19 protein-coding genes are annotated in these 22,365 nt (G+C 54.6%); 7 read left to right on the top strand and 12 right to left on the bottom strand.

The window, feature by feature from the left end; translation table 11 throughout:
* Positions 1-335 precede the first annotated feature (335 nt).
* The 3 genes from IB275_RS09825 to IB275_RS09815 all read right to left on the bottom strand — a co-directional run bounded on the left by IB275_RS09825 (position 336) and on the right by IB275_RS09815 (position 7,056).
* Positions 336-4,628, bottom strand: coding sequence for a protein NO VEIN domain-containing protein (locus IB275_RS09825; RefSeq protein ID WP_192288885.1), 4,293 nt, complete (start codon positions 4,626-4,628; stop codon positions 336-338).
* Positions 4,629-5,030: 402 nt separating this feature from the next.
* A complete protein-coding gene (locus IB275_RS09820; protein WP_192288887.1) occupies positions 5,031-5,432 on the bottom strand; it encodes a ubiquitin family protein in 402 nt (133 codons plus the stop codon).
* Positions 5,433-5,802: 370 nt separating this feature from the next.
* On the bottom strand, positions 5,803-7,056 hold the full coding sequence (locus IB275_RS09815; RefSeq protein ID WP_192288889.1) for a zinc metalloprotease: 1,254 nt from the start codon (positions 7,054-7,056) through the stop codon (positions 5,803-5,805).
* A 921-nt stretch (positions 7,057-7,977) separates the two neighbouring features.
* Between IB275_RS09815 and IB275_RS09810 the strand changes: the two genes are divergently transcribed.
* Positions 7,978-8,586 (top strand): hypothetical protein, encoded by a 609-nt coding sequence (locus IB275_RS09810; protein ID WP_192288891.1) that lies wholly within the window; start codon positions 7,978-7,980, stop codon positions 8,584-8,586.
* 121 nt (positions 8,587-8,707) lie between these two features.
* Here IB275_RS09810 and IB275_RS09805 read toward each other — a convergent pair.
* Positions 8,708-9,858, bottom strand: a protein-coding gene (locus tag IB275_RS09805) for an IS3 family transposase (RefSeq protein WP_192319282.1) whose coding sequence is annotated in 2 segments (ribosomal slippage) — positions 8,708-9,621 and positions 9,621-9,858 — 1,152 coding nt in all. Because the reading frame shifts where the segments join, the coding sequence is not laid out codon by codon here.
* Positions 9,859-10,071: 213 nt separating this feature from the next.
* Between IB275_RS09805 and IB275_RS09800 the strand changes: the two genes are divergently transcribed.
* Positions 10,072-10,962, top strand: coding sequence for a serine hydrolase domain-containing protein (locus tag IB275_RS09800; protein ID WP_192288893.1), 891 nt, complete (start codon positions 10,072-10,074; stop codon positions 10,960-10,962).
* 62 nt (positions 10,963-11,024) lie between these two features.
* Here the strand turns inward: IB275_RS09800 and IB275_RS09795 are convergent, their stop codons facing one another.
* Complete coding sequence (locus IB275_RS09795; RefSeq protein WP_192288895.1) at positions 11,025-11,243, bottom strand: hypothetical protein; 219 nt, start codon at positions 11,241-11,243, stop codon at positions 11,025-11,027.
* A 296-nt stretch (positions 11,244-11,539) separates the two neighbouring features.
* Between IB275_RS09795 and IB275_RS09790 the strand changes: the two genes are divergently transcribed.
* A complete protein-coding gene (locus IB275_RS09790) occupies positions 11,540-12,319 on the top strand; it encodes a DUF6602 domain-containing protein (RefSeq protein ID WP_225607752.1) in 780 nt (259 codons plus the stop codon).
* Positions 12,320-12,550: 231 nt separating this feature from the next.
* On the opposite strand, the gene IB275_RS09785 is transcribed toward IB275_RS09790, so the two are convergent.
* The 3 genes from IB275_RS09785 to IB275_RS09775 form a co-directional block, all read right to left on the bottom strand.
* A complete protein-coding gene (locus IB275_RS09785; protein ID WP_192288899.1) occupies positions 12,551-13,195 on the bottom strand; it encodes a BRCT domain-containing protein in 645 nt (214 codons plus the stop codon).
* Between the two features lie 461 nt (positions 13,196-13,656).
* Complete coding sequence (locus IB275_RS09780) at positions 13,657-14,286, bottom strand: hypothetical protein (RefSeq protein ID WP_192288901.1); 630 nt, start codon at positions 14,284-14,286, stop codon at positions 13,657-13,659.
* A 219-nt stretch (positions 14,287-14,505) separates the two neighbouring features.
* On the bottom strand, positions 14,506-14,745 hold the full coding sequence (locus tag IB275_RS09775) for a hypothetical protein (RefSeq protein WP_192288903.1): 240 nt from the start codon (positions 14,743-14,745) through the stop codon (positions 14,506-14,508).
* A gap of 232 nt (positions 14,746-14,977) precedes the next feature.
* Between IB275_RS09775 and IB275_RS09770 the strand changes: the two genes are divergently transcribed.
* On the top strand, positions 14,978-15,691 hold the full coding sequence (locus IB275_RS09770) for a LexA family transcriptional regulator (protein WP_192288905.1): 714 nt from the start codon (positions 14,978-14,980) through the stop codon (positions 15,689-15,691).
* A gap of 578 nt (positions 15,692-16,269) precedes the next feature.
* On the opposite strand, the gene IB275_RS09765 is transcribed toward IB275_RS09770, so the two are convergent.
* From IB275_RS09765 to IB275_RS09755, 3 genes are all read right to left on the bottom strand, one after another.
* The gene (locus IB275_RS09765; RefSeq protein WP_192288907.1) at positions 16,270-17,277 is read right to left on the bottom strand and encodes a hypothetical protein; all 1,008 of its coding nucleotides are present in this window, start codon (positions 17,275-17,277) and stop codon (positions 16,270-16,272) included.
* Positions 17,278-17,291: 14 nt separating this feature from the next.
* Complete coding sequence (locus IB275_RS09760) at positions 17,292-17,636, bottom strand: nucleotide pyrophosphohydrolase (protein WP_192288909.1); 345 nt, start codon at positions 17,634-17,636, stop codon at positions 17,292-17,294.
* A 645-nt stretch (positions 17,637-18,281) separates the two neighbouring features.
* Positions 18,282-19,694, bottom strand: coding sequence for an HNH endonuclease (locus tag IB275_RS09755; RefSeq protein WP_192288911.1), 1,413 nt, complete (start codon positions 19,692-19,694; stop codon positions 18,282-18,284).
* Positions 19,695-20,273: 579 nt separating this feature from the next.
* On the opposite strand from IB275_RS09755, the gene IB275_RS09750 reads away from it, so the two are divergent.
* From IB275_RS09750 to IB275_RS09740, 3 genes are read left to right on the top strand one after another with little or no spacing between them, the layout of a single operon-like run.
* The gene (locus IB275_RS09750) at positions 20,274-20,507 is read left to right on the top strand and encodes an AlpA family phage regulatory protein (RefSeq protein WP_192288913.1); all 234 of its coding nucleotides are present in this window, start codon (positions 20,274-20,276) and stop codon (positions 20,505-20,507) included.
* Positions 20,504-20,716, top strand: a complete 213-nt coding sequence (locus IB275_RS09745) for a hypothetical protein (RefSeq protein WP_192288915.1) — start codon at positions 20,504-20,506, stop codon at positions 20,714-20,716. Before IB275_RS09750 ends, IB275_RS09745 begins: the two co-directional genes overlap by 4 nt.
* The gene (locus IB275_RS09740) at positions 20,716-21,846 is read left to right on the top strand and encodes a phage integrase Arm DNA-binding domain-containing protein (RefSeq protein ID WP_192288917.1); all 1,131 of its coding nucleotides are present in this window, start codon (positions 20,716-20,718) and stop codon (positions 21,844-21,846) included. Before IB275_RS09745 ends, IB275_RS09740 begins: the two co-directional genes overlap by 1 nt.
* On the opposite strand, the gene IB275_RS09735 is transcribed toward IB275_RS09740, so the two are convergent.
* Positions 21,827-22,312, bottom strand: a complete 486-nt coding sequence (locus tag IB275_RS09735) for a hypothetical protein (protein ID WP_192318861.1) — start codon at positions 22,310-22,312, stop codon at positions 21,827-21,829. The genes IB275_RS09740 and IB275_RS09735 overlap by 20 nt on opposite strands.
* Between the last annotated feature and the right edge of the window lie 53 nt (positions 22,313-22,365).

The raw sequence follows: 22,365 nt of genomic DNA, 5'->3' as shown, positions 1-22,365 counted from the left end.
ACACTTAGCTCACCATGTCGAGCGAGATTTAAGATCTAGACATATCGTAATGGGTAAGCCACGCCTCGTGTATCAAAGTAACTATTTATCACCAATGAAGACCGCCTCTGCTAAGCCTTCTGCTAGCTCTCCGCCAACCCTAGGCACATGCCAATGGATGGAGCAGATCGGTGCCGGGGGCATCAACGAAGCCCCTGAACACACGTCTTTGTATGGGCTAGAGCTTAATGAAAGACGCAACGCTCTCCCCCATCACCGAGATCGCAAAATGGCCTTTAGCGAACCAGGCAAAACCGGTAACACCGCAGGGAAAGCAAGCAGCGCTCACGATAGTATCAGTCCAACTTCTCAATGTTGGCGCGTAACATGCCGAGCTCAATGGTGATCTGACGAGCTCCAAGCATGCGTGTCGGATCAGGGAAGCATTTTGCAACCGGTGCATAATCAGCGACTTGATAGACTCGCCACAACTCGTAGCGCTCTCGTTCGCACAACGCCTTCTCGAACTCCTTTCGCGACCATTCGAATCTGCCATCAACGCCCATAGTTGACTTTACTTCGAGCCAACGCGGCCGCCCTTCGGCGTCAATCGAACGAATGTCGTGGTCGGCGCCAGGCTCGCTCCGTGATGTCCAGATGACGTAGCGCTCGGGCTCGTCATAGCCCATATCGCGGACTTTTTGCAGCTCCATGCGATAGATGAGCTCCTCCCCTCGCCGCCCCAGGATCGCAAACCGTTCATTATCATCAGCGGTCGGTGGAAGCCAACCAGCGGAGGATCCTCCACCACCTCCATAGCCTCCCTGCACAGGACGATCCCCAATCTTTGTACCCTTGGCTGCCTCAACCGTCAGCGACACATCATCGAGGTTTGGTAGCTCAAAGGGCTGAGCCGCTGGCGGGGCGGACGGTGGCGTGGGACTTGTTGGGGTTGGGGCTGGTGCCGGCGTGCCGGCTGGGCCGACTACCGCTGTACTCGTCGGGCCTCTCGTATCAAGCTTTTCAAAGACCTGAAGCAAAAGAAGTTCTTCTGGGTCATCGTCACTTTCTGCGCTGTCATCCAGATCAACGTCTTCTTCGTCGCCATCCCAGTGAACTCCATGCGGAATTCCCATTCGATTGAGATACTCCGTCAGATCTCTGCGGGTATCACAGAGAAGAAGCGGAAGGAACGAATTGGCGATACTGCGCATTGTCGCGACACTGGTAGCCCCCGCGATCTCTGCTAGCGCTTCGGCGAGCAGCAGTCGGAAGTTATTTCTTGAACTAGGGGAAATGACTCCGATCTGCTCTCTACTGACAGCCACTTCCGCGGCTACACGAATGCTCGTGCCACCGACGCTGTAACGCCGCTCCATGCTCTGGAAGAAAGCAATTTCCTGGATAGCGCTAAGGTGCTCTGTGATCTTAGCCAGCGACGAAGGCTCAAAGCCTTGAAGACCATGCCGATTTCGATAGGCAATCTCATACAGCGCCCGAGCAAAAAGTGGTCGTCGCAACATAGCGATTGTCTGCTCGCATTGCTTGGCATACCAGGCCAGTACTTTGCCCGGGGGACCGAACACTGGCTCGCCAGCGCCTGCGATCGCAGACAATGGACGAATACGGAGTGATGCAAAGAATGCTCGAGAACTCTCCGATCGCTCAATGACTCCTATCTTACTGCCGGCACGACGCAGTGCCTCCTCGAGAGCTTGGAAGTCTGGCTCAACAAGCTTTCCATTGCGTAGCTCATCAAGTGTAAAGAGCCTCGCTTGGTCGTCGATTAGACAACGAACACCCTCGAGCTCGTTTGGCAACCCAAGACCTCGGCGCGCCTTGTAGGCCTCGAGCAGCATGCGTTGACGGTGACGAGGCAACGGTGATTCTTTGACCCACTCGGCTCCTACATGTCGAAAGAAGCGCGCCCAGTGACTCTCGTTTGCTTGGGCCGGTGCGCCGAGATCTTGATACGCTCGGCTAACCGCTCCAGGAGAGTAGTAAGTCGGGATCGCCTCCATTAACGGTTTTGGAATCCGATCGCCGGCAAGGATCTCAGAAGGTGCATGGTAGGCACCATACACCCAACAAATCGGCATCTTGGCAATATCAGACATAGCACGGCGTTCGCGCTCCATTGCCAAGACAAGGCTGGGATAGAGCAGATCTGGCCGATTGGGCATCAAGCCCTCAGCCCTCTTGCTTTTGATGATATCCAGTAGCGTTTCGGAGTCAGGCGAAACCTTGAGCTTCAACTTGCGATAGAGAAGCTCGTTTTTCCCACCAACAATGCGATCGTTGTCGTCGATGCAAACCCGATTTGCTTGAGTATCGAAATGCAGCATTTTGGGCGCGGAAAGCTGTCCTGACCGCGCCCGAAGCCAAGGAATCTCCTGTAACTCCTCGATAATTGGACGGCTCAACAACTTAAGATTGTTGGTGAGCAGCTTCTCGAACCGCTCTGAAGACTCGGGTCGCTCAATCAACACTCGTGCGTAGCGCACCAGGTCTTCGCCCTTCAGCGAGTCACGGATCCGTAGGCGCGCCATTAAACCGGGAGCGCTTAAAATCTCTTTCGACGGAGCATCGATCGCAGGGTCAAGCAGGCGTGCGATGGGCTTCTTGAGGTGCACCATGGCTTCTGGCGTGACCCACTCACCACGCTGATTCTTAACTACCGGATTGCTACGGAGCGTTGATAAAGCCTGCCGGCTGATCGGCGCCTCGCGTGTCAGGAGTTTTCGGTAAAGGGTTTCGCGCTCCCGATCATTAGGAGCGGCCTTGGCGGCCCGTTCCGCGGCATCGATTAGCCACTTCTCCTCATTGAATATTCGGCAATGACCTGAAATCGCTTTGTAGGGTACGAGCTCTGGATGAAGCCTGTTAGCTTCTGGCTCTGGGCAATCGTCCCACAGATCTGAGCTAACGATCATAAGCCGGGATGCAGGCGTAAGCATCCCTAACGCGTTCAGAGTCGACGCCGTACCACTAAGATCAGCCTTATGCTGCTTTGTAAGTCGCCGTTGATACACGGACAACACCTCAGCCTGGTGCTTCTGCCTGTGTATGCTAGTAAGAGCTGCGGTGTAATCCGTAAAGTGAAGATTGGCATCGCTGCCCAGTTTAGTCTCGAGAACTCTTTCGTTCTGACCGGCGCATCGCAGCCGAACCAAGGACGATATTGTGAATCTCATCGCACCTCTTTCGGCAGCTAGACCACACACCATCTCATCGTCGGCAAGCGTCGGTGCAAGATAGTGCTCACGATTGAGTAATCCGAAAAGCTCGGGGCCCTCGGGAAGAACAATATCCCTTACACGGGCGAATGGTGCTCGAGCCAGATCTCCTGTAGGCCAGCAAGCGTCGCTTGAAAGACGCTCCTTGATTTTTCTGAGAAAGTGACTCGGATTGCCGTTTCCATTGCTGATCAGTGCCTTAAAGGCATCCGCGCCATAACGGTCGAACCAGTCTGCTTTAAGCAGATCGATTGTCAGGTCTAGAGCCTGATCGATGAGCCAGTCGTTCCAGGTGAGGTCATTGATCCCACTGCGGTCAGTGTTAAGCTCGAACGGTGCACTGATACTGACAGCGCAGCCGGTGAGCGACGAAGGTGCCTTCAGCGGATAATAGAAGTGCCCCGTCTGGGCGAGGTCGATCCGTTTACGAGCAATGGGGACTGAGATTGCTACAGTCACCCGACCACGAGAAACCTTGTAGTAGGCCGGGAAGAGACGTCCTGCGTGATCAGCCGGGATCTCCACTGATCGCGAGAATTCCGCCTCTTGGAACGTGACTCTTTTGTCATTGCTGTCCAACAGCCTCCCGGTCCGCATCACCATAGTGACGCCGGCAGCCCGACAGCGTTCCGACTTTGCGTCCTGCTTCCAGTGTAGGGTCCGCCCCGTTCGAATCGAGTGAATACTGACTTCGCGCAGGCCTCGCTTTTTGCCGCTGAGCGCAAGCTTGACCAATGTGTCCGGCATACCCCTCGCCATCAGCTCAATGGCATGCTCCTCGCGCTCGACCGTGAAGGCCTCGAGCCTCTCGGTCGACTTTTGCCGATAGGGCACATGGACACGAACACCTTTGACTTTGAGTGATGCAGGATCCCGTTCGAGCCCCGTTTCCTGTGTCTGAAGATCAAGCAGCGCTACCTGTCCGGCAGAGCGCACGTGGATTTCATCACCAAAACGAAAGAGAGAGCGCAGGCCAAAATTCTTAGAGCCAATCCCGTTTTCTTTTGGAGCTACCACTTCTGCTTGCTGGCTCCCCATTACGTTGCCGGTGCCAACAATGACCGAAAGCCGCTCCCATCCATTGCGGTCGATGTTTCGGCCAGTGCCGGTTACCTCGAGAGAGCGGCTCCCAAAGGTGAGCGTGAGCTTTTCACCGCCGCCGTCATATTCATTCTGGACCAGCTCACGCAGGACATCGCTCGCATCGTGGCCAGCAACGAACTGCTCTATGAAGCTCGATCCGATTCGGGTCCGCCGGCTGCCACTGAAGTCAGGAGGTACGTAATCGGGCTCTTTGACAGAAGAGGATGGCAAGCCAGCCTTTGCCAGGCTCGGGGTTGATTGGCCTTGCGGCTTGGCAGCGGCTACATCTCCCTGCTCTTCTGATCCTTCAGTTGCCAGTATCTCGTCCATGCGTCACACCCATCCTTAGCAAGGTTCGTCAAATCTAATGCGCCGGCGACGCTCTCGTAAACGCCTACCTTTTCATTGGAGGAAGCAGACGCCATCGATGCAGCCCATGCTCCCTAGCCAAGCACTGGCTACCCGTACCCGCCCTTTACGCTTGCTCAAAAAGCGCCTCGTTGCGAGGCCAGAATATGTTTATTGAAATAGGGGGTAGCCTACGTACGAATTCCAGTACGTGAGCAGTCCACACGGTATCCACCCGGTCAGCTCGCCATCCTCGAACTTGATCAGTCCAGGTAATCAAAAGGGCGATCGGTGTCCTGTTATTCGCGGGATTGATTCACTTCCCGGGACTCCCGCTATATCCGGCGGCGTAAGCTGTTTCGCTGGAGCGCAGGTCCTTGCCTCTTAGTCGCCCGGTTCATCGGTGCTTGGAGAGAGCGTCTTCCTCAAATCGCCGGCCAGGAATAAAGCTGCATTCGCAAAACTCTCCAGTCGATCGATTCGATCGAGCATGGCTTGTTGTTTGGCCTGATCTTGGCTCTTCAGTAGAGCTCCTGCGATGAATATTAAGACCCGCAGTTCCGCGGTGGCTTCAAATCTGCTCTTGACTGCCTCCTCAAGCCAGGGTTTAACCACGTCGGCTGACCGTTCGGCGGCAACGCTGAGTACGTAACGGATCAGTTCCCTGGCCGCGTGATCGATCCCGATAGCGAACTCAAAGACCTTCTTCTCTTCCTCCGGTGCACCTTCAGGCTCTTCGCCGCCAGGCGGACGCAAGAAAAACCTGAGTTCGTCGCCCTCATTCATGCACAAGGAATTCAGAGTGCGCAGCAGCGGGTAAAGCCCCTCAGCGGTCGCATGTACGGCGGCAACGTGCACCTGTGTGCCCAGAGTTTCTCGATGACATCAACACACTCCGCTGCCGTTGACTATCCAACGGCCAGTTCATCACTGCAAACATTGTGGAGCCGCTTTCGGACGTGGAGTTTGGCAAAGTGAAGAACCTTACTCGCTACATAGCGAACATAGACCTCGGCGGCTCGACCGTTCGCAATTAACCGGCTTCTATCGTTCATGACAAGCAGAGTTCGGCTGTGAACTCAACCCATACCACTATCAATACCCGATAGAAGCCAGCCACCACCTGTCTTAGGCGTAACAAATGATGGCTGAGGGATTAGTATATCATTTTCAATGTTTTCTTAAGAGCCTCATCACTAGCTGAATCAGATAAAGACTTGATAATCTCCTTATCAGAGCTGTCCAGCCGAATTTGATCCTTAGACCGAGCCAATGCCGTAGAGACCCCTATCTTGTATCGGTACGAACCTCCCTCCATGCTCTTTACTAAATCTGAAACCTTATTCTGCGGAAGTTCACTACTTACCAAATCCGCCAATCGAACGCGAGCATCTCTACGCGAAAAAGTGTCATCGGACTCTAAATCAACCAATGCCCTTTCAATTAGATCATCTCGCTTATTTACGGGGACCGCACTAGCTAGAGGCCTAATGGCTGCCGTTGAAAGGGCCGCGTCTTTAGATAAGACCAAATCACTAACTGGAGGATAAATTTTCGCTACAATATCCTTATCCAGGTCGGAGATCTCATAATTCTTAGCCATTGCACATTTACTTTTTGGATCTTTAAATATATCAGCCGGCAACTGATACATCATAATTGACTTAGCATCACCCACGCCGGCCACAAACCCCGGATCAGTCTGACCTATGAACCCTAAATTTCTATCAACTTGATCCTTGCCCCAGTTATTTGGCGGACCACCAAAATACTCATACACATTTCCTTTACCATTCCATTTAATTTCGCCATAGCAATTAAGCTTTGTATTCTGATGCTCATGCAAAAGGCCTAGCGCATGTCCAAATTCATGCCTAATCACAGCCTTATGGTAGGTATCGGCCTTGCTTACTACTTCCTTAGAAGAGTACCGACCCTCTGAGTACTGCCTATTAAATCGCTCTAGATTCATTGACGGCGCAAGAGGGTCAATTAGTGTTTCGCTATCCTTCCCCACCACAGACCAGTACCCCCTATCCTGGAAGCCTATCCTTATCTGAAAATAACCTAACTGGCGATCCAAACAATTATAACCGCCTGGCAAATTTCCAAAGTCCAATTTAACACTAGAGTAATTATTCCACTCCCCAGCAACATCTTTAACCAAGGAAGCAACAGTCTTATTTCCACCAAACATACATACCCGCAGCACACGCCCCGGCTCCCATCTACGAGAGCCGTCATAAAGTTGCTGCAAAGCTGAAGCTGGGTCACCAGCTACCTCATGGGATGTATACATGTAAATAATATGCTCTGGCAGCCCCTCTACAACAGGAAGATCTTCTGCATGCAAATCAAAGGCCGCCATCGGCATTAACGCAATAGGAAACGCAAGCACCTTCCAATTCATAACCCACCCACCCAGTCATTCACTAATTAAATAATCCAATTAAATCCACCATTCGTTCTAAAATTTACATCACAACGCCGCGACACTAACAAATTTCACACACAAAATGAGGTCGCGCAACTTCTAAAAAATCACCCATACCGCCTCCGCAAAGAATACGAAATTATCAATCCGACCCACCTAAATCCTAATAATTACACTTGTTAAAAGAATCCAAGGGAGTAAGCATCAGTCCTATCGATGCCGGCCTGCGACCAAGACTGCTTTTGAACCGCCTCCTAGCGCCATCGAGGCTCCAGTCACTAGCCAATAAATCGACGGAAGCCGCTCTAGAACAATGCCTCCGAAGAATTTTCACATCCTTCCTGGACATCTATGCATGGCAATCTAGCATCATAGGCTAGTGCAAAATGCAATGGATGGCTGCCATGCGAAAAAAAAATCATAGCTATTTTTCCCGCAATTTCACTTTTAACCTCCTGCGCAGTGTTTAACCCATATATTCCAACTGCGGATATGGAGTCCACTGCATCCGAGGCTGACACGCGTCCCATCAAAAAGCTATCTCAGAGCTATCGCAAAAAATTTGAATCTAATGCGTCTGAGCTTTCACGGGTATCAAAAAGCACAACTGTAATTCTAGCTGGGCTATTGGGGTTTGGCGGTTACAAAGGTATTACTGGGGGAGGAGGCCACCAGATTGCAGCGTTAGGAGCAGGCGCCGGGGTAACATATGGGCTACATAGCGCACTATACAAGCCCACTCGAGAGCAAATATACCTAAGCGGCGCAAGCTCCTTAATCTGCATTGACAGGCTATATGAAGGTTTTGACTCCCAGACAGGGAAGAATATTGCGAGGCGCTATCTTTCCTCTAGGGACTGGCCAACCATTTCAGACCGCTACTACGCGACGCTATCGATGGTTCAACAGTATGAAAATGAATATAAATATCGCGTCCTAACTGTACCAACCACAATCAATAAAATGCTATCTGCAGAGCAGCCCTCGGCAGAGCAAAGCTACGCATTCATCTCCAGCGCAATATCTTCAAATATACCGCCGACAAAATCACCCGCACCATCAGGGAACAATGCAGTTCAAGCTATGCCAGCAGAAGGCACAGATACCATGCAAACATTCCCCGACCTTGAAGACTGGATTTCCCAGTCCCTGCAACTAGATTCGGCTTTTAAATCAAACCCTAACAAGGACTGCCCAACTTCCGGAAATCTTTCCCCTATTATAATACGACAAAACAACGAGCCAATTACGACACTAGAAGCCGGATCAAAGACTCAATTCCCAATTCAGAATACGAGCGGCTCACTTGCGAGCTCTAGTACCCCACAGGACTCGAATGATAAAAACTCTGTTGAAACAAAGATCATCGCAGATAAAGGTGTATTTTCTTTAGAAATTGAAGCTAAAGCACCGACAAGTTCTGGGAAACCAGTATGGATTTCAGTCATAGACTATGGAAATGGTGGGGTTTCAAGTGGGTTCTGGGTATCAATAAAGAAACCCTAAAAAAATTCACACCACCCTCCTCGTCCGCTCCTCTTGGGCCAGCGAGCTTCACCAGATCGGAGGTGGGGATCATTGAGGCGCCTCAACAACCTAATAATCGAGCTGAATCGCCCCGGCTTTCCTAGACACTTTCCAAGCTCTGGAAATAGCGTTTCTCAAACTCCACTGGCGATAGCTGCATAGCGCTGCTGTGCCGGCGTTTGGGGTTATAAAACATCTCGATGTAATCGAACACATCACTGCGAGCTTCTTCGCGAGTGGCATAGGTTTTTCGTCGGATGCGTTCGCGCTTCAGCAACTGGAAAAAGCTTTCTGCCACGGCGTTATCGTGACAGTTACCGCGTCGGCTCATGCTGCTGATCAGATTGTTGGCCTTGAGGAAACTCTGCCAGTCCGAGCTGCTGAACTGGCTGCCCTGGTCGGAGTGGATCATCACTTCCTGCTTGGGCTTGCGTCGCCAAACCGCCATCAATAAGGCATCGATAGCTAAGTCGCTGCACATCCGAGGTTTCATCGACCAGCCGATCACCTGGCGCGAAAACAGATCCAGCACCACCGCCAAGTACAACCAGCCTTCATAAGTGCGGATGTAAGTGATGTCAGTGACCCAGACCTTGTTCGGCTCGCTGACGGTGAATTGCCGCTCCAGACGGTTGGGCGAAGCCACCGTGGGCTTGCCGCCGTAGTAGCCGGGCCGACGACGATAGCCGGTCTGCGAGCGCAACCCTTCCCCCCGCATCAGGCGGGCTACGCGATGCCGGCCACAGGACTCTCCCAGCTCACGCAGGTCGTCGTGGATCTTGCGATAGCCGTAGACCCCACCGCTTTCCAGCCAGGCATGTTTGATCAATCCGAGCAGGCGCTGATCTTCCTTAGCGCGTACGGATTTCGGCTCGGCCAGCCAGGCGTAGTAACCGCTGGGATGCACCCTGAGGGTCTGGCAGAGACGTCGAACCGGGTACTCCACCGACAGCTTGCTGATGAAGGCGTACTTCAGCCGGACTCCTTGGCAAAGTACGCGGCGGCCTTTTTTAGGATGTCTCGCTCTTCGGTCACCCGCTTGAGTTCGGCGCGCAAACGACGCAGTTCGGCTTGCTGATCACCTTCTTGCTGCCGCTGTTCCTGGGGCTTGCTATAGCGCCTGATCCAGACATAGAGGCTATGCACCGACACACCCAAACGCTCCGCCACATCCGCTACACGCAGGCCGCGCGCGGTAACTTGTCTGACCGCTTCGATTTTGAATTCTTCGGGGTAACGCTGGTTGCTCATGGCACCTCCTGATGGGCCTCATTATGAGGCTTGGAGGTGTCTACGAAACTAGGGGCGATTCAAGCCTAGGTAACGTCTGCTTCTAGCCGGAAGCGAACTTTGGCGAGGAAAGTCCCGCATCGGAGCACATCAGGTTAGGGGGTACGCCGTGGTAATGGGGTAAGTTGTCGCCATTCCCTCCAGGCTGAGCTTTCTTTCCCGCGTGAGTATTCGATGCTGATTTCTACCCTTATCAACGGCCAATCGATATCACCACCCTTGCAGGGCGAACCCCTGGTGCCCTGGTGGAGTTTCACGAAAACGGTGTTGGCCGCGACCGCTCTGACATTGGTGCGCGACGGTAGGCTCGATCTGGACGCCTCGCTTCCCGAAGGTGCCTTCACTCTGCGTCAGCTTCTGCGTCACGAAGCAGGCCTTGCGGACTATGGCGAACTTGCCGAGTACCACGCTGCCGTAGCCAACCAAGAACCTGCATGGCCCGCAGACGAAATGATGCGGCGCCTGGATGGCCACCGTCTCCGATACAGTCCCGGAACGGGTTGGCGCTACTCGAATGTTGGTTTCATGCTGGTAGCCCAAATCATCGAGCGTGCCGCCGATTTGCCGCTCGCAGACGCGCTCAGGCAGCAAATCCTGAGGCCGCTCGACATATCGACGGTTCGCTTGGCAATGGAGCGTGCTGAACTGAATGGGGATTACCTGGACAATTCGTTGAGTTACGACCCCGGCTGGGTCTATCACGGATTGCTGACTGGCCCTGTCTCGCAAGCTGCCCGGCTGCTGGATGGTGTGCTCGCTGGAGACCTGCTACCCGCCAATCTGCTTCAGGAAATGCAGGCGACGCGAGTGCTGGGTGGCCCAATGGCAGGCCGGCCCTGGTTGGCGCCCGGGTACGCGCTCGGCCTAATGCGAGGAGGGATCGAGGGTGACCTGACGTTGGCTGGTCATACCGGGTGCGGGCCAGGAAGCGTTATTGCGGTCTATCGATGCGCTGTTGGTGAATCCGCTGCGTGCTGTGCAGTTCACTCGATTGGGGCGGATGAAGCAGGTATCGAAAAGCTGGTAGTTCAAGAAATACGAGAGGTGCTGGAAGCGGCACGCTGAAGCTGCGCGTGCCCCTCGGGGCGCCCTATCTCCTCGATGTCAGCTATGAGTCGGAAGCTGTCTCAATGAAGATGGAACAGCCTCATGATCAAGCGCGAAGCTTTCTCACCGTCAGCCTCGTAAAGGCCCTGCAATGAAGCCTGATCGGCGAGTTTGTGGAGGTTGAAGTGGTTATAGAACGCTTGCCCCAGTCGCTGATGCTCGAAGCGCCCCTCGGCCCAAAGCCGGAAAAACTCATCATGTGCGGCGCGCTCGATCTGCAACGATAGATTGCTTTCCATGCTTCTTCAGACAACCTCAATAAAGGGGTTCATGCGTGCAACGGGTCGATAGCTGCCTCTCAGCAGGGGCAGCCAATTTCAGGTCTTAGCAGATGGTTTGAGCCGGCTAGGCCAATCCGTTTGGGGAGGAGTAAGAATATGTCTGTTCCCTTTACAACCGGAGCGCATAGAGTCCACCCAAAGGTCCGCCAGGATATCGGGGCGGGGAAAATTTCAGAAGTTAAGCGAGCGTAGGAGGAATGATGGGATCGTACGGGGGGTACATCGAGAGGTTGGCCAAGAAGGTTGAGGCCCGCTTGCAGGATATCGAAGCGATCTATAATTTCGACTTGGGAGACGAGTTCGAGCTCGCTATTTGCGCCTTGCTGGAAGACGTGCTTCCTGCCAAGTACGGGGTGTGTCGTGGCTTTGTTGTCACAGAGGATGGCAGGACGGCCGGGGATGACGTCATCATCTACGACAAGATGTCCGGCCCAACACTGCGTTCGAGCTCGAGCCGGCAATTTCCCGTTAAGGAGCAGATCCCGATTGACGCGGTATATGCATACATCGAATGCAAGCACTCCATTTCGAGTGATGCGGTGCTGGCAAAAGCGATCGATCAGGCTGAAGCAGTAAAAAAGCTTGTGCTCACCCGTCGTACCCTTGACAACCCTGGCTATGAAGTAGATGGGCCGGTTTACAACGGCAGGCCCAGGGATTGGCCCCGCACATTTCCGCCACGTAAGAACCAGCCCTTCTGCGCAGTATTTGCACGAAAATATTCACCGGACGTTGTCGTACCCGGCAGGCACGGCGAGTACACGCCTGACCTGTTAATCCTGGGCAGTAACTACATCGCGACTCAGACGGTGAACCTGGGTCCGGACGGCGTCAAATCGTCACTCTTTTTCGACACCAAGTACGCGGCGGGTCTGTGCCCAGAACAGGTTCCCGAGCGCGCCTACGGCCTAGGCCTGGTTACGCTGCTCGGGGCCCTAAGCTGGATTGAGCTGCTACCTATCGACTGGACGCGAACGCTGAACAGCACATTTTCCGAAAGCCTGCGAAAGGGAACTACCGACCCTCAGCCCTAACAACCCTTCAGCCTCCACGCCTCTACCTCTGAGCCCCTGTCCTCCAAGGCTCCGCCAACAAAGATACCGGGCAGACTTCGCTAGCCCACCATCTTTGTCGGCTCATTAAACAACTGTGGCACGAGCCGGGCGATTTTATGCCCGTTAAGGAGCAATTGTTGCTCCTTAACGGGCAGTTAACGGCAAGACGCGGACGTCCAACGCCACTACGTACTGAGACGAGATACGCCCTCAATCAAAGAGGGCGCTTTGCCAGTGATGTTCACTGACTATGGCGAGCGGGCTACCTGCTTCTCTCAGCTCAACGGCCTTTTTGATCTTGGTGCCATAGGTGCTGTGCAGCCACTGCTCGTTTCCGATCTCGCCTACGACTAGGTAGTGGATTTTCTTGCTGACGCCTGGTGCGATCTGCCCTCCTCGCTCGACCACCATGGCTTCGCAATCTTTACGTGGTCCGTAAGCCATGACGCCCGTGAAGAGAAAGACTCTCCCACTCCAAACCAGCTCAGGCGGCGGATGATTGAGCGGTAAGCCATTGGGCCTGACGAAGCTGTTGTCGCTGGCTTTCGGCTTAGAGGCGGAAACGCCTGCGAATGACCGGAGGATCTCTAGAAGCTCCTTAGACTCCTCTGCATCCAGCACGCCATCTGCCAGCATGTTGGATAGTCGGCGGTACAACAGATTGATGACTGGATCCTCGAGGTGCACGAGATTGGTGGCGATCCAGTTCTGCAGGAATTCGGCCTCCATCTGGTTGATGTGGCCGTCTGCTGTCATGCCCGCCGCCAAGCCCACTAACGCATCAGCAGAGCGTCGATCGATGCGCTCCTGATGGTAGAAGCGGCTCCCTCCAAATTCGCTGTGCAAATCAACCATTGGTCCCCTCCTCCTCGTCCACTCCCCCAGGGCCAGCGAGCTTTGCTAGGTCGGAAGTGAAGATCACTGTCATCCCTGTTTTCGCGCACACCATGGAGAGCTCTTGGTCAGGCTCAATGCATAGATCATCTCCCCGCAAGCCCTGCCACTCTGCAAGGTACTTGTATGAGCCGAATTTCTCTGGCTTCTTCAGGAGTTTCACTACGCCACCTTTCCACCCTAAGGGCGGCAAGTGACCCGCGGCGCAGGCTGCTGCGAGTTCGGGCTCAGCAATGGCTCTGCGACGGCCTATCTCCCAGCAATGAATGATCCCTTTGTCAGGGCGCTGCCAGGTTTCTTGCCAACTTAAATTGGGCCGTAGGGGCTCTTGGATGGAGCGCTTGAATGCTTGCACCTTGAGGTCATCCTTGTGGGTGTTCGTGCAGATGCGGAGTGGGCGTTTCTGCTCCTTCAAATCGAAGCTAGCGGAAGGTCTCTCCAGTGCTGACGTCCAGATAGATTCGGTTACTCACTGTCATTCCGCCGCAGTAGGCGAAGTAAGTGCTGGGGCCTTTGCTCGTCGACTTCATCCACCCGCCCTGGTCCTTAAAGTCAGTCTCTGTGCAGGTGCCTGCATTGATCAGCTGACGCGCAGCCTTTGCAAACACAGCCTGGTGCAAGCGGAAGTCGTCTGAATCCTTAACCAACGCCGCATCCCCGCTAGCGCCCTCTCCTGGATCAGCTGGACGTTTGGCACTGAGATACTTGGATTCGACCCATTCGGCGAACATGCCATTGACGATGCCATTCGCAGGGATACAGGCCTTGTTACCTCGGTCCACGTAGTCGCTTTGCCCTGCGGTACAGGAGGCTGAGTAGGGTTTGGTGATCCTGCTCCATTTGCCTTTCACTTCGAGCACAGTTGCAGCTTCACGGAAGTACAACTGGCCGACAGCGCCACACTGCGCCGAGGGGCAGGTTCTTCGATCCAGGCGATCGGAGGTGACCCACATTTTGGAGTCCGCCCACGCGGCGCTCGCTACGCCTGCAAATAAAACAGCAATTACGGCCAGGCGCCCCATGATCCAGCTCAACGTTCTAGGTACGTTCATTCGCTAGTCCTTCAGCAAAGTGATCGTGGTGCAGCTTCGCAGCAGCTATCAGTGCCTACCGATTGAAAGGGGTCATTGCAGCCATCTGGCGCCAATGAGACCCACACACTCCTGCTGCCGCACCTGATGGCAGAATAATTTCAACGATTTCCTGGAGTGCTGACAAGGTCTAAAACGCGCTAAGAAGAGGCGCCCATCGTTCGAAAGGGACATCCCACGTCAGCGGGTCTCATCGGCTCCGAGGCTACGGCAATCAGGAGGCAGCATGGGTAGCCGCAGCGCATCGACGACGGTGATCAGCACCACCATGGAAAGAGTGAAGGTGACGGCCACTAACCCAAACTGGTGGTACGGAAGCCCGTGAGTTCTTAGCCAGTAAGTCGAGGCGACCAGGAGTAACAGGGATGCCGCAGCGGCGACCTTGCAGACTTGAGAAATGGCCCTGAACACGTCGTCCATAGCTCTCTCCTTTGAGATGAGGTAAGGACGGTTTTAGGTGCTTTGGCTCGAGGTGTATGCAGGCAGTTTCCGATGAAGCGAGGGGAAGTGGCGCTGGTGCCCGCATTTAACAATGTTGAAATCGGGCCACCAGAATTCGCGGCACCGCTAAAATTTTTCAGTAAACTTAAAAACTAACAGAGATGACAGTTCACAATTCTCGGGAAACACATTCACATTTATGAATTAGCGCATGGAAAAGCACGAGCGAATCCAATTCGCCATAGAGCAGAGCGGCCTGCAAAAGAAGGACGTAGCGAAGCTTTGCCAGGTATCCCCAGCGATTGTCACTCAATGGACGACCGGCAAAGCCATGAAAGGTATGAGGGATGAAAACCTCTTCAACCTCGCCAAGGCAACAGGCTTTAGAGCGGAATGGATTTCCCTTGGCACCGGTCCACGCAGACATCAGCCACAAGGCGATGTCATAGGCCTGGTATCTGCCTGGGACGCAAATGAGCCCGTAGCGAATGACGAGGTTGAGCTTCCTTACTACGCAGAAGTGGAGTTTGCAGCAGGTAGCGGCATGACCGAGGCTGTAGAGTCCGCAGATAGAACACTGCGGTTCTCTAAGGAAACCCTCCGGGCTGCAGGGGTCGACCCATCCTGTGCCGCTGTGGCACGGCTGAAGGGCCGCTCCATGGAGAAACTCATTCTTGACGGAGCCGCAATCGGTTTCGATATGTCTTTCAAACAGGTTGTAGACGGAGAAATCTACGCCTTCAACCAAGAGGGGATGCTGCGCGTAAAGTATCTCTATCGGCTGCCTGGAGGGGCTATTCGTGTTCGTAGCGAGAACTCAGAGGAGTACCCAGAGGAGATCCTTAGCTACGAGGAGTTCTCGCATATCATCATGCTAGGGCGAGTTTTCTGGTGGTCGACAGTGCGCCGCTCACCTCGACGCTAGCCGCACTTAACGAATAAAAGCCCGCATTTTTGCGGGCTTTTTTGTGGGAATTAGCCGCCTAGCTATTCAGAAAATTCACTTTTCATCATTTTCCCCATTAGTAATATTGAATAAATCACTTCAATAAATCTAATCTCAACGAACGCCAGACCTACTGGCGATCGCTCTTTCACAATTCGGGATCCCACGCCGGCCTCTGGTAGCCGGCCTGCTCGAAGCTTTGACGCCGATCTGGAGGCGTACGGGCTTTAGGGTTGCATCACTTAAGCTCCCTACCAGGGCTCCTCAGAACGGGGCTCAGTACCTGGTACAGCGGACGTGATGAGGACAAAAATAATCGCCCAGGCACAGGTGGCGGGTAACGGTGCTGGATTTTGGTTTGACTGACTGCCGCACGCGGGTTGCCGGTGAGGCGGTTCTCCAAGACTCCAGAAGAAAGACCCGCGGGTTGTAGAAGCCCAGTTGGCGAACGCGGGAGATACACCAGCATCACTGAAGCGCCTTGGCAACAGGGCGCTTTGGGATGAGGTGGTAGCGACGGCCTCCGATTCATGAAGGCCGGGCTTTTTGCTCAGTTCTCAGGCGAAGCTGCGATGGTGGCTTCTATGCCAGTCGAAGTACTCGTCAGCCTCCTCGGTCCAAGCGCTGCACTGCTTGTCGACCAGGTGCTGAATGGCAGACTTAACCGACGGCACAATCTTGCCGGACTGGCCTGCTTGAATTGCGCCCTTGGCATTGACGACGACGTAACCGTTCTCGAAAAGGCGGTCGCACCCGAGCAGGCAGACGGGCATGACGTTCGCCAGGTCCTTCTTCATCTCAGAAGTGCAGGAGTGGCGCTTACGGATGTGCCCTATCACGAGGAGGTCTACTGGGAGATCGCGCCCACACAGTGCACAGCATTCCGTGGCCTTGTTTTTGAGCAAGATGGTACGCAGCAGTGATTGCTCTTTGCGTCGCTTGGCGGTGGACGAGACGTCCAGATCGCCTTCGAGACCATTGAATGCCGCGAGGGCGTCGGAGACGTCGTTCTCAGAGGTCAGGAGGCTACCCGTGTTGCCCTCGAGCCCCAGTGCATCCGCTATGGCCAAGCTGTGCGCTTCTGAATGGACGGTGTAGCCCTGAACAATGTTTGCAGAGCTATAGCCGGCAGCCTGGTTGTAGTCATGGATACTGATCTGGACTGGCTCTAGATCAGAGATGAAGTACACGAACTCCCAGGCTTGCTCATCTTCGGCCGTCTTCCACAGCTCACGAGCAAGCTCTGGCAGGCGCTTCTTGTACGCAATGGTGCCGCGAAGGAAGAAGTTCTTGGCCCGGTAGAACAAGGCGGTATCGCCCAGGGCCATACGCTCCCACTTCTTCTGATTTCCACCTTTGCTATCGGTCGAGCTCTTGCCACCACTGGGCTTACCCGGCGTTACGCCCCAGACCGCGACCGCATCGGGGAAGGTGCGCTGAAAGGCTTCACGTTCGCCCTCTTCCAGATAAGGAAGAATGCGGCTGGTTTTGACCGGGTTTTGAATGGTGTCGAAGAAGTGCTTGAGCGCGTCATTGCTCGAGCACGGCTGCAATACAAGCTGCATGGCGTCCCTGTCCCTTACAGTTCTGTGTACTTTTTGGCGTTACCCCTGGCCTTCTCTGCCGGGTACTTCGCTTCGTTTTTTTCCAGCTTGTTGAGGATCGCTTCCTGAAGGTCGATCCCTAGATTGTCCGCGAACTCGATGAGGTAGGCGGCCACGTCAGCCACCTCATCAGCGATTTCGTCCTTTGCTTTGGCAGCGTAGGCCTCACTCTCTTCCAAGGTTTTCCACTGGAAATGCTCCAGCAACTCGTTGGCCTCGATGCTGATAGAGATTGCGAGGTTCTTGGGGTTGTGGAACTGCATCCAGTCCCGCGCGTCCCGGAAGCGTCGGATGCGCTCCTGAATCAGTTTCAGATCCATAAATTCCGTACTCCTACTCTCATAACGATTGCTGACCGCGTGAAAGGGGGCGCCTCGCTCCCAGTCCGCCCGCCAGCAGCTTCCCTGCGCTAGCGCTCAGAGGAAGACAACTCGAAGGATTCTACTTGCCTCGAAGGCAAGCTTTTCACAACGTAAGCCAAACCAAGCCAGAGTGGTCGCCCAATCTGCCAGACCTTTTGAGCAACGGGCGCTATTTCGGGGCCTGCTCTTGGGCGCGTCAAACGACGAACTCATCAGCTCCATCCTTGTGCTTTTTCCGGCTCACTTTATCGATCCACCCTCTTACCCCATCAGCAGCCCACCAAGGAGACAGGTGGGCCGGAGAACGGCTGAGAGAAATCCAACCCAATCGAGGAACGTACCATGCAGGCAATTTCGCATAGCAATCCGCCGCTGTTGACGCTACTCCGACTCACCGCCAAAGCTCGCGAGGCATTCGAACGACTGCGCTATCACAGCGAGCCAATCCACTACCGCGTTGAGCGTTGCGACGGTTTAGGCGAGTATCGCTGGAAGGTAGTAATTCCTGGCTCTGCTCGGGCGATCGCTCTTCGACGTACTCGGCGCGAAGCACTGGAAGCCTGTGACAAGCTTGAAGGTAAAGGTTGATCACCTCTATGGGGATCAGCGGTCTTTATCGGCGACTTGCCTCAGCTCCCAATGCAGAACCCTGTGGCAGTTAGCACACAGGCACTGGAGATCTTCGAAGCTTGTCTGGTGACCTGGGGCCATGTCCGCCACTTGTACCGCATGATGGTGGACCTCGATGCAGGAGTCGCCCCCAACGCCATATTGTTCGATGGGTCTCATACTGCAGCGCTCGCAGAAGAGCTCGCCATGGATCTCTCGGAACTTGGCCTTTTTGGCTTTCGACAGACCAGGGGCACGCTCACGGCGGAGGTGTCGCTTAAGCTTGGCGCTGCCCTCTGCCCAAAGTTTATCTTCGGACGTTAGGTCACTGTCGGGGACTGGAGCTGGTTGCCCTTTCGGGACGATTTGGAAACCGGCATCCGAGAGGATCTCAAAACAGGGGGTATTGGTCCCGGCCGTGAAATGAGTTGGCTTGACGGGAAAACCCAACGCATAGGTCGCCGCCACTCCGAAGACAGCCTTAGGTGGAAGCCTGATATCACCATCGGCGAGCAGCTCGAACTTGATCGGCTCACCGAACTGCGGTGCGGTTTTCCCTTGAGCTAAGTCCTGCACTGCCTGCCAGACATGCAGAGCAGTCACCTTCCGCAGAAGCGAGGCAGGCAAACGACCAGTCGGGCCACATTGCACGCTAGCGGCACGCTCACGAACCGTTTGAGCCTGAGCGCCTATTAGGTTGAGTACAAGCGCCCCTAGAGTCGAGGAGATGCTGCTGAGATAGAAGCCTTGATTGCCATTGCCGTTTTGCTGCAAGGGCGAGTAGGTGTCCGGAAGCAATGGGGCAATCTGGTCGATGTAATCCTTGGGACGTATCCCCGCCTCCAAGCGAACCCACTCGATCGGTACACGCCATCCCGTTTGATCCCAGACCTCACCGGCTGCTCCATAGCTGTCGGGTTTCGAGGACTCTGAGTAGTGGTCCGTCGCCACGCCGATCGCTTTGATCATTCCACCTGCATACGAGACGACGATGTCGCCGGGGCGGACTAGCTTGAGGTTGATGTAGGCCTGATTTCGAACGCCCCCTTGCTTAGTCATAGGGGACCAAATGTAGCCGCCATCAAGCTCTACCCTGCTCGTCTGCTTGTGGTTCACCCACCAGAAACCTGTCCATCGGGTAGGGAGGCACAACGAGCATTGGTTGAGCGTGCGCCCCAAATTCTGCAGGGCCCAGGCTTCAATGTCTTCGTAGCTCGCGGAGCAGACTTTGTAGTACGCGTTCGTGGTGTAGTTTTCCTTGCCGGCCAGGCTTCCACAGAACGCGTGGTGAATCATGGGGTACTGGGGATTCGAGTGGGCGTTGTCGACATTTGCCACGTAGGCGGAAGGGTTCATCGCAACCCAGTCGAGGTACTCAGCTTCCTTGTCCTGAAAAACTTCCGGCATCTCACTAGCTCAATGTGATTGATGCAGGGACGCTACCCGATCCGACATCAAATCGCCATGAGCTAAACGGTGTACCACTCAGCGGTATTCGTTTGCGGCGGTGACAGGCGCCCAGCAGAATACTGTTTATTTATACAGTTCAAGCCATGCATTTTGACATCCGCCTATTACGGGAGCGCGGCAGGCCTATCCCAGGCCGGCAGCTCGATCGAATCACTCCGCGCCGCGGTGACATTTACATCCAGCTTGAGCAGAAGTCACCAATGGGGCGCCCTTCTCTGGTTGCCTACATCCACTGCGAAAAGTCTGGATCGAACGAGATTCGGCTGTATGACGCCAGCATCAATGGCATGGCCACGACTGCCTTGGTCATAACCGGTACCGAGATCATCGGGGATGTGGCGTATGCGCAGTCCTGGCATTGCAGAGTGGTCTAGACGCCTGGACTGATCGGTCTCCCCCCCCTTGCGGGTCACGTTGCTTCGCGACCTGCCCTGCGCACTGCCCTGGCACGCTTGAGCTGATCAGGGCCTCCAGTTGTTTTACGTCATTTGAAGACTCTCAAACGAGGCCATCTGGATGAGAAAGCCATCATCTCTGCCGCCTATTCAAAGGCGAATTCTCCGCTTACCAGAAGTGATTCGACTGTGTGGTTTCAAGCGCTCGAACATCTATCTCCTCATGGCTCAGGGGGCGTTCCCAAAAGCAAAGCCGATAGGGGCGAGAGCTGTGGGCTGGGACTCCCTCGAAATAGAGCTATGGATCGCAGCGCGGCTTGAGGGTCGACCCTGGGTATCAAGGAGCGACGAATGAACAAAGAGCTAATCAAAATTAGCGAATTCCAGCGTCGCTACTGGGGTAGCAATGGCACCCCTCTGTGCGGTCAATCCATCCGGAACAAGCTCAGAAACGGGGAGTTCCCTGGCAAACGAATAGGCAAGCTCTGGTACATCGATTGGGCTGCTTTCACGAAGTCCAACGGAAACGATCTGGTAGCGATGGTTCTGCGGGGGGCAATGTAATGGCTGCCCGACCTAGGAATAAGGAGAACAAGGGGCTGCCGCAGAATCTGTACCTGGACGCTCGACGAGGCACTTACCGCTATCGACGACCAACCGATGGCAAATGGTTTCAGTTCGGGTTGGACAGGGTGAAGGCGATTGATGCGGCTAAGCAGCTCAATCTGACATTCACGCGAGGTGGCGATCTGGTCTCGAAGGTCCAGGGTGTCTCAGCGGATCTATTTGTCGACTTCCTGGACTACTACGAGCAGAAGGTCCTGCCTCCACGAGAGCTTGCGAAAAACACCCTCGAGCTTTATGCCGTGAGGTTCCGGCAGTTCCGCGCGGCTTGGCCTGCGCAGGCAGTCGAGAACATTACGATTCGCATGGTGGCTGAGTTGCTGGACGGCTTGACTCCGCGCGCTGCAAACCAAGCTCGTGCCCTACTCGTCGATATCTTCAATCATGCGGTCGCCAAGGGATTGTGCCCGGATAACCCAGCTGCAAGCACGATCCCTAGGGTCGAGAAGAAACAGCGCAAGCGCCATACCATCGATGGCCTGCGGGCAATTCGGGATAAGGCTCCTGGCTGGCTTAAGAATGCGATCGACCTGGCACTGATCACGGCCCAGCGCCGCACCGACATTCTGGCCATGCGCTTTGACGATGTTCGGGACGGCTATCTCTACGTCGTCCAACAGAAGACGGCGAAAGCTTCGGACACGGCTTGGATTCGATTTCAGGTAACGCCTCAACTGCAGGGCGTGCTCGACGGCTGCTGGGACAACGTGCCCTCCCCCTTCTTAATCCACCGTAGACCGGATCGAAAGCGGGGAATATTGGCAGAAACGAAGGCGCACTGGACGAAGGTCGACGAGCGCTACCTAACCCGAGCGTTTAAGGACGCAAGGGATCTCGCTGGCTGCTATGCGGGATGGAGTGACGAGGAGATGCCAGGCTTCCACGAAGTCAGGGCGCTGTCGCTGCACCTGTACAAGAAAGCTGGGAAGGACGGGCAGAAGATTGCGGGACACGCCAGCGAGGATATGACGAGGAACTACCAGCGAGACCATGAGGAGGTGGTGTGGTCAGATGCTGTTCCGGACCTGGATATCAGCGAGATCTCCAATTTCAGACAGCTGAGTACCTGAAAAGCAACGCGGCCACAGCGTACATTCCCACCAAAAGAGGTAGCCCGAACTCGAATCCACCGCGGCTCCAAGCTACTGCTGGAGATAGACGATAGAACCAGGTGACATCGGGAGCTTCCCGTCGAACATGGTCATACCAACTCTTCTCCTCCTGAGTCATTGTGCTCGCCTCCTCGAAAATCTCCACGAATTGATCGTGCTGCTTTTTCCTCCAAAGGAGAAAGTCCGCGCTGGCGTAGATGGAGAACGCGACGATGAAATAGCCCACACACAAGGCCATGAGCAGCAAGAACGCTCCCTGCTCAGGTGCACCGAACTCAATGCCCAAGGCTGAAAGCTTGGTTGGCACGATCCGCATATGAGCAACGGCCAAGGACAGGGCGCTAAAGAGAAGCAGATTCCTGCGCTCTTTGCGGGTGACGTCGCTTAAGGGATCAGCGAGTAAAGAGGACGTGTTTACGCTCATCGCAACAACCTTCCTTGGCAGCACGTTGGCTTGTTTTGCGCGCATTTTGCGCG

The sequence above is a fragment of the Pseudomonas sp. PDM21 genome, from assembly GCF_014852505.2.
Lineage (GTDB): Bacteria > Pseudomonadota > Gammaproteobacteria > Pseudomonadales > Pseudomonadaceae > Pseudomonas.
The sequence above is the reverse complement of the archived record's forward strand: the minus strand, read 5'-3'. Positions and strand labels throughout refer to the sequence as shown.